Below are 6,491 nucleotides of genomic sequence, written 5' to 3'. Positions count from 1 at the left end.
CGGAGTCCGGTATGCCGTGCCGCTTCTGTGTTGCTGGACTCAACGGCGTCGCCGAGGAGGTCCGGCTGGGCGCGTGCTGGAAACCCCTGACCAGCACCTTCCACACCCTGACCTACCCGGCGACGCGCCCCGAAGGGCGGGACGGCAGCACGCCCCCACGACCTGCCGTCCAGCCCGCTGGCACCCCTGTGACCAGCGGTCCTTCATCGCCCGGACCCGTCGCCCCCTGCGACAGGTCCTGCACGACATGAGGCGTCCTCTCCGTTGTGTCCTCCTCGGTCCCCCGACCAGGTCTGACACTGGACAAGAGTCCGCACCCGGGGTCCTGATACATCGCCGGCGAGAAATCTTTTCGGCGGAGTTTTCGGCGGTTGTCCGGTATCAACCAGCCCGTCTGGTTCTCCTGTCAGATGAGCATTCCCTCACTACGCTGAACAACGCACGCGTGGTCGACACGACCCTCAGGAGATCCGATGGCCGCATCAGTCCCCCCGCCGCCCCCTGGACCGGGACCCACACCCTGGGTCGCGATCCCGCGCTCGGCGGCCCGGCGCCTGGACGTGCGGGTGCTCGACCCCGCCAAGGCGGTGCGGCTCGATGGGGATGACGCCCTCGCCCCCACCTTGTATGTCGGCAACCGCCTGCTCGTGCGCGGGCTCGCCACCCAGTCGGCGGAAGGTCCGATCACCGCGCTGAAGGGGATCGCCCAGCGGTTGGGCTACTCGGCCGACGCCCAGCGGAACCCACAGTTCGAGGCGCTGCTCCAGCGGAACGAGCTCGAGGCCCAGGTCGACGGCGCCCTCTCCACGACGGTGCTGTTCACGCCGTTGCCGGACCGTCCCGTCGTGGCTCCGGACGCCTGGCTGATCCTGCAGACGCTGCGCGCGGAGGACCCCCAGTCCGCCAAGTCGGTGAGCCTCAGCCACATCATGACCGCCGCTGGCTACGGGTCCGGCGTGGGCTACGGGTCCGGCGTCGGCTACGGCTCGGGGGTCGGGTACGGCTCGGGGGTGGGCTACGGGTCCGGCGTCGGCTACGGGTCAGGGGTCGGGTACGGCTCGGGCGTGGGCGACGGCGACGTGCAGATGCCCGGCGGCGGACCCTCGCCCCGATGCCCGGTGGTCTGGGCCGGTCCTGCACCAGCGCCACTGGGCTACACCGCGGAAACCTCCGTCGATGGAGCAGAGTGCGAGGACGCGGGCGACCCGAAGGGACCGGTCGTCGCGCTGCTCGATACCGGACTCGGGCAGCACCCCTGGTTCGGCTACGGCGTCCTCCGGAACGTGACCGTCGACGGCATACCCATCGGTGAGCGCTTCAGCCCCGACGACGACCCGGAGGGGTCCGGTTGCACCCTCGACCGGGTCAACGGGCTGCTCGACCCACTGGCCGGGCACGGCACCTTCATCGCGGGCGTGGTGCGGCAGCGCTGCCCCGACGCCACGCTGATGATCGTGCCCGTCATGCACGGCGACGGTGTCACCGACGAGGCCTTCCTCGTCGAGACGCTCGGACTCCTCTACGTCCGCCAGCTGCTGGCGTACCGAGATGGCGACAAGGGGCCGGCGATCGACGTCCTGTCGCTCTCGCTCGGGTACTACCACGAGACACCTGGGGAGTTCGACGACGAGCCGGCGTTCTGCGGCATCCTGAGGGCGCTGGCCAGCACCGGCGTCGCGGTGGTGGCCGCGGCCGGGAACGGCGGCACCAACCACGAGTTCTACCCCGCAGCCTTCGCGGTCGCGGGTGGTTTCGACCTGCCCGTGATGAGCGTCGGCTCGCACAACCCCGACGGCCGCACGGTGTCGGTCTACTCCAACACCGGTCCATGGGTACGCACCTATCGGTGTGGGACCGCGGTGGTGAGCACCATGCCGACCACGTTCAACGGCAGCCTGCAGTCGGTCCTGCTCCAGCCGGGCGCACCTGACCCGGCGGCAGCCCGCCCGCTGCGCGGGTCGTGCGACCCCGACGACTACTCGAGCGGGTTCGCCCTCTGGAGCGGCACCTCGTTCGCAGCGCCTGCGTATGCCGGTGACCTCGCTGCCTGCCTCGTCCGCGAGGGCTGGTGGGGGGTCACCTTCTCGACGGCGCAGGGCGAGTCCACCGATCCCCGGACCCGGGCCGAGGAAGTCGCCAAGGCACGGGTCGAAGGGCTGTCCAAGGCCATCGCGACGCTCGATGCTCCCGAGGGGGGCCAGCGGTGATGCACGCGGAGGGCGGCACCCGCAGCCTCGCCGAGCTAGCGGCACGCGCCTTCGCGGACTACCGGGACGGCCGCCCGGAGGCGATGTCGCAGCTGGTGGACAGCACCACCACGCTGCTCTGGCACACCGCCCGGGCGCAGGGCCTCAGCGGCCCCCAGGCCGAGGACGTCGTGCAAAACACGTGGCTGTCGCTGGTCCAGCACGCGTCGGGGATCACCGACCCCCAGGGCGTGCTGAAGTGGCTGCTCACGACCACCCGACGCGAGGCCTGGGCGGTGTCCAAGCGGGCCCGGCGCGAGGACGTCCGCGAGGACATGGGAGACGCGATGCCTGACGTTGCCACGACCAGTGACGAACCTGCCGAAGTCGTCGTGCGCAGCCAGGAGCAGGGGTTGCTCTGGCGGCACTTCAAGGACCTGCCCGAGCGCTGCCAGCAGCTGCTCCGGGTGATCGCCCTCGCCGACCGGCCCGACTACGCGCAGGTCGCCGACGCGCTCGGCATGCCGGTCGGCAGCATCGGTCCCACGCGTGGGCGGTGCCTGGCGAAGCTCCGAACTGCCCTGCTCGGCGACCCCGGGTGGGCGACATCATGAGCGGCGGCGTGAGCGGCGACTGGGGCGGCGATGACTGGAGCGGCGGCGACTGGGAAGCGGAGGCACTCGGCGAGATCGACGACCAGGACCTCAGGGCGCTCGCGACGCTGCGGACCGTCCTGCAGGCGAGCGACCCGGTGCCGAGTGGCCTGGCCGAGCGGGCCAAGTTCGCGATGTCGGTGGCCGCGCTCGAGGCGGAGGTTGCCGAGATCACCACGACGACCGCCGAGCTCGCAGGCGTTCGCTCCACGCAGTACGACCGCGCCGGCACCATCACGTTCTCCAGCGACCAGCTCAGCGCGATGATCACGATCGAATTGGTGGACGGCGGTGGCGCCCGGCTGAGCGGCTGGGTCACCACCGGACCCACGCACGTCGAGCTGCGCGAACGCTCGCGAACCCAGGAGACCACGACCGACGACGCCGGCCGCTTCACCTTCGCGTCCGTCGAGCGCGGCCTCGTCCACCTCGTCATGCGGCGGCTCGACGACCCGCAGAGCCGCCCGGTCATCACTCCCGCCATCGAGATCTGAGGTACGACATCGAGGTTGCTGACCACCAGGTCGCCGAGCTCTTGGCCCGAGCGCGGAACCTCAACGAGATCGGCCGGTTCCGTGACGCCGAGCGCTCGCTCCGTCGCGCCCTCGTGCTGGCTGAGCGCCTGGACGGCGAGGAGCGGGTGTCGACGCGGGCGCGGCTGCTCATCACCCTGGCCTGGCCGACCCTGGCACTGCACGGGCTGGACCAGGCGCTGGCGATGCTGGCCGAGTCCCGTGAGCAGAGCGACTCCGCCCGGCTGCGCGCGCTGAGCTGGATCCAGGAGGCAGTCGTCCACGTCTCCTGCCAGGACTGGCGGTCGGCCCTCGCGGCCCTGGACAGGCTCGGCGACACCGACGGGTTGCTCGTGCCGGGCGAGGAGGTCGCGGCGCGGATCAACGCGGGGCTGGCCCACCTCTCACTGCTCGAGCTCGGACCGGCCCGCACCGAACTCAGGACCGCGCTCGAGATCAGCGTGGAGCACGGGCTCGTGGAGCAGGAGTTCAAGGTCCGCCACAACCTCGGATGCCTCGAGTACTACGCGGGCCGCCTCCCGGAGGCCATCCGCCTGATGCGGGAGGCCGACGAGATGGACGTGCAGGTCGGCCGGGTCAGGGCCCAGCACGACCTGGCGCTGGTCCTGCTCGAGGTCGGGCTGCTCGACCAGGCGCGCGAGACCCTGACCCGCGCACTCGACGAGGCCAAGCGCGACGGCCACCGCCTCGAGGAGGCCGACCTGCGGCTCGACCTCGCGACGACCGCGCTGCTGCGCGACGACCTGGCGACCGCGCGTGACCACCTCGACGCCGCCGTGGCCGCCTTCCGCGCCAGAGGGGCGGGCGAGCGCCAGCGGAGCGCCGCCCTGCTGCGTGCCTGGGTCGCCGTGACGGACGGGGTCGTGCCCCGCGCCCTCGACCGGACCCTCGCGCCCTGGTTGGGCGTTGATCGACCGGTCACGCCCGACGAGCGCCTCGCGGCGCGGGTGCACGTCGAGGCGCTCCTGCTCCGGGGCCAGGTCGCCGAGGCCGGGTATGCCGCGCAGCGGCTGCGGGGACGGGTGCGCCAGGGTTTCGCTGCCGACATGCACGACCGCCTCCTGGTCGCCAAGGTCGCTGCGGCGCAGGGCGACAGCACCAGGTCCCGCCGGGCGGTGCGCTCGGCGATGCACAGGCTGACCGAGCGCCAGGCGCCGAGCCAGAGCGTCGAGATCCGTTCGGCCCTGGCCCTGCACGGCCGCCGGATCGCCGACTTCGACGTCAACGACGCCCTGGCCAGCGGATCGCCCGTGCGGATCTTCGACGCCGTGGAGCGCTGGCGCGCGGTGTCCCACCGCCTGCCGCTGCTGTCGACACCGGAGGACGGGCGTTCGGCCGAGCTGGTCGCCGAGCTGCGCCAGGCCCGTCGTGAGGGAGCCGCACCCGGAGAGGAGGGGGCTCGCCAGCGCGCTCGCGCCGCCGAGCTCGAGTGGGAGGTCAGCCGCCTGGACTGGTCGCGCGCCGAGGACGACGGGGTCGCGGCCGCGGTGGCCCCGGTCGGCCATGCCGCCACCCGCGAGCTGCTCGGGTCGCGGGGCGAACAGGCCCTGGTCTGGGTCGCGCAGGAGGGGGAGGAGTACGTCCTGGTCGTGACTGCCACGGGCACCCGCCTGCACCACGTAGGTGCCGCCGCCGAGGTCGCGGGTCTGGCAGACCGGCTCACACGGGACCTCCACGCGCACGCGTTCGCCGGCACCAACCCAGCCCTGGAGGCGGCGGTCGGCCGAGCCGTGGCCGGCTCCCTGGCCGCCCTCGACCAGCGGCTCTTCGCCGACGTGCAGCTGGACGAGGGACCCGTCGTCGTGGTGCCGGGGCGGACCCTCATGGCGGCGCCCTGGGGGATGCTGCCCAGCCTCTCGGGCCGACCGGTCACGATCGCCCCGTCCCTGACCCGCTGGTCGACCCCGCTGCTGTCGTCCGAGGCCGCTCCGGTGGAGCGGCTCAGGGTCACGACGCTGACGGGGCCGAGGCTCGACCGCGCCGCCGCAGAGGCGGCCGCGGTGACCACGGCCTGGGAGCGCGTCGGCGCCCTGGCGACCCGCCACGAGGGCGCGACGGCACAGACTGTCCGGGAGGCCTTGTCCGGTGCCGGCCTGGTCCACGTGGCGGCGCACGGCACCCACGAGCGCCAGAGCCCGTGGTTCTCCTCGTTGCGGATGGCCGACGGCCCCGTCTTCGCGCACGAGCTCCCGCGACAGGCGACGGCGCACCACGTCGTGCTGTCGGCGTGCGACGTGGGACGGCTCGACCCCCGCCCGGGCGACGAGCCCCTCGGGCTCACGGCCGCGCTGATGGCCCTGGGCGTTCGCAGCGTCGTCGCGCCGGTGGCCCCCGTGTCAGACGCCGCAGCGGCCGTGGCGATGGGGACCTACCACCGGCACCTGGCTGACGGCGACTCCGCGTCGGAAGCCCTGGCCGCGACGCTGACCGAACACCCGGGCGCCGGCGCCTTCTGCCTCTACGGCACCGACTGGCGACCGGAAAGGGCTCAGATCCAGAGGGCAGGGTCCTTGAACATGGCCTCGTAGGGGTCTTCATGCCCCTGCGGGAAGCGGATCACGGCCGGAATCCCCGTGGCAATCGCGCCAGCCGGAACGTCTTTGACCACGACGGAGTTCGCGCCGATCTGCACGTCGTCACCGATGTAGACGGGACCGAGGATGCGGGCACCGGCGCCGATCGTGACCCGCGATCCAACAGTGGGATGCCGCTTGACGCGCTGCAACGAGCGACCACCCAGCGTGACGCCGTGATAGAGCATCACGTCGTCTCCGACCTCGGCCGTCTCGCCGATCACGACACCCATCCCGTGGTCGATGAAGAACCGGTGTCCGATCACCGCACCGGGGTGGATCTCGACCCCCGTCACCGAACGCGCCATCGTCATGACGACGCGGGCCACCGGCTTCGCCCAGCCGCCGCGCAACCAGAGGCGGTGGGCGAACCGGTAGGTCCAGATGGCGTGCAGCCCAGGCGAGTTCAGCGCGACGTCAACCCGCGACGTCGCGGCTGGGTCGCGGGCGATCGCGGCGTCGAGGTCGTCGACGATGCGGCTGCGCGCGCGCCGGGCATACAGGGCGAGGGTCACGGAAGAAGCGCCACCTTGGGTCGGGTCGGGT

General features: G+C 72.5%; 5 protein-coding genes. 4 read left to right on the top strand and 1 reads right to left on the bottom strand.

The window, feature by feature from the left end; all coding sequences use genetic code 11:
• Positions 1-473: 473 nt before the first annotated feature.
• The 4 genes from AC1DYG_RS15860 to AC1DYG_RS15845 are packed head-to-tail and all read left to right on the top strand — an operon-like array spanning position 474 to position 5,900.
• On the top strand, positions 474-2,207 hold the full coding sequence (locus tag AC1DYG_RS15860) for a S8/S53 family peptidase (RefSeq protein ID WP_477640833.1): 1,734 nt from the start codon (positions 474-476) through the stop codon (positions 2,205-2,207).
• Positions 2,207-2,800 carry an RNA polymerase sigma factor gene (locus tag AC1DYG_RS15855; protein WP_477640836.1) on the top strand — a complete coding sequence of 198 codons (594 nt, stop codon included), beginning with the start codon at positions 2,207-2,209 and terminating at the stop codon, positions 2,798-2,800. Before AC1DYG_RS15860 ends, AC1DYG_RS15855 begins: the two co-directional genes overlap by 1 nt.
• Positions 2,797-3,333 (top strand): hypothetical protein, encoded by a 537-nt coding sequence (locus AC1DYG_RS15850; RefSeq protein ID WP_477640832.1) that lies wholly within the window; start codon positions 2,797-2,799, stop codon positions 3,331-3,333. The genes AC1DYG_RS15855 and AC1DYG_RS15850 overlap by 4 nt, the downstream gene beginning before the upstream one ends.
• Before the next feature lie 41 nt (positions 3,334-3,374).
• Entirely contained in the window at positions 3,375-5,900 is a 2,526-nt protein-coding gene (locus tag AC1DYG_RS15845; RefSeq protein ID WP_477640831.1) for a CHAT domain-containing protein, read from the top strand.
• On the opposite strand, the gene cysE is transcribed toward AC1DYG_RS15845, so the two are convergent.
• Entirely contained in the window at positions 5,861-6,460 is a 600-nt protein-coding gene (cysE, locus tag AC1DYG_RS15840) for a serine O-acetyltransferase (protein ID WP_477640830.1), read from the bottom strand. The genes AC1DYG_RS15845 and cysE overlap by 40 nt on opposite strands.
• Positions 6,461-6,491 lie beyond the last annotated feature (31 nt).

The organism is Pedococcus sp. P1_H8 (assembly GCF_056405175.1).
The sequence above is the reverse complement of the archived record's forward strand: the minus strand, read 5'-3'. Positions and strand labels throughout refer to the sequence as shown.

What these genes read in the sequence shown, in the direction of transcription:
- AC1DYG_RS15855 (WP_477640836.1), top strand. Translation starts at nt 2,207, where the DNA reads ATGCACGCGGAGGGCGGCACCCGCAGCCTCGCCGAGCTAGCGGCACGC.
- AC1DYG_RS15860 (WP_477640833.1), top strand. Translation starts at nt 474, where the DNA reads ATGGCCGCATCAGTCCCCCCGCCGCCCCCTGGACCGGGACCCACACCC.
- AC1DYG_RS15850 (WP_477640832.1), top strand. Translation starts at nt 2,797, where the DNA reads ATGAGCGGCGGCGTGAGCGGCGACTGGGGCGGCGATGACTGGAGCGGC.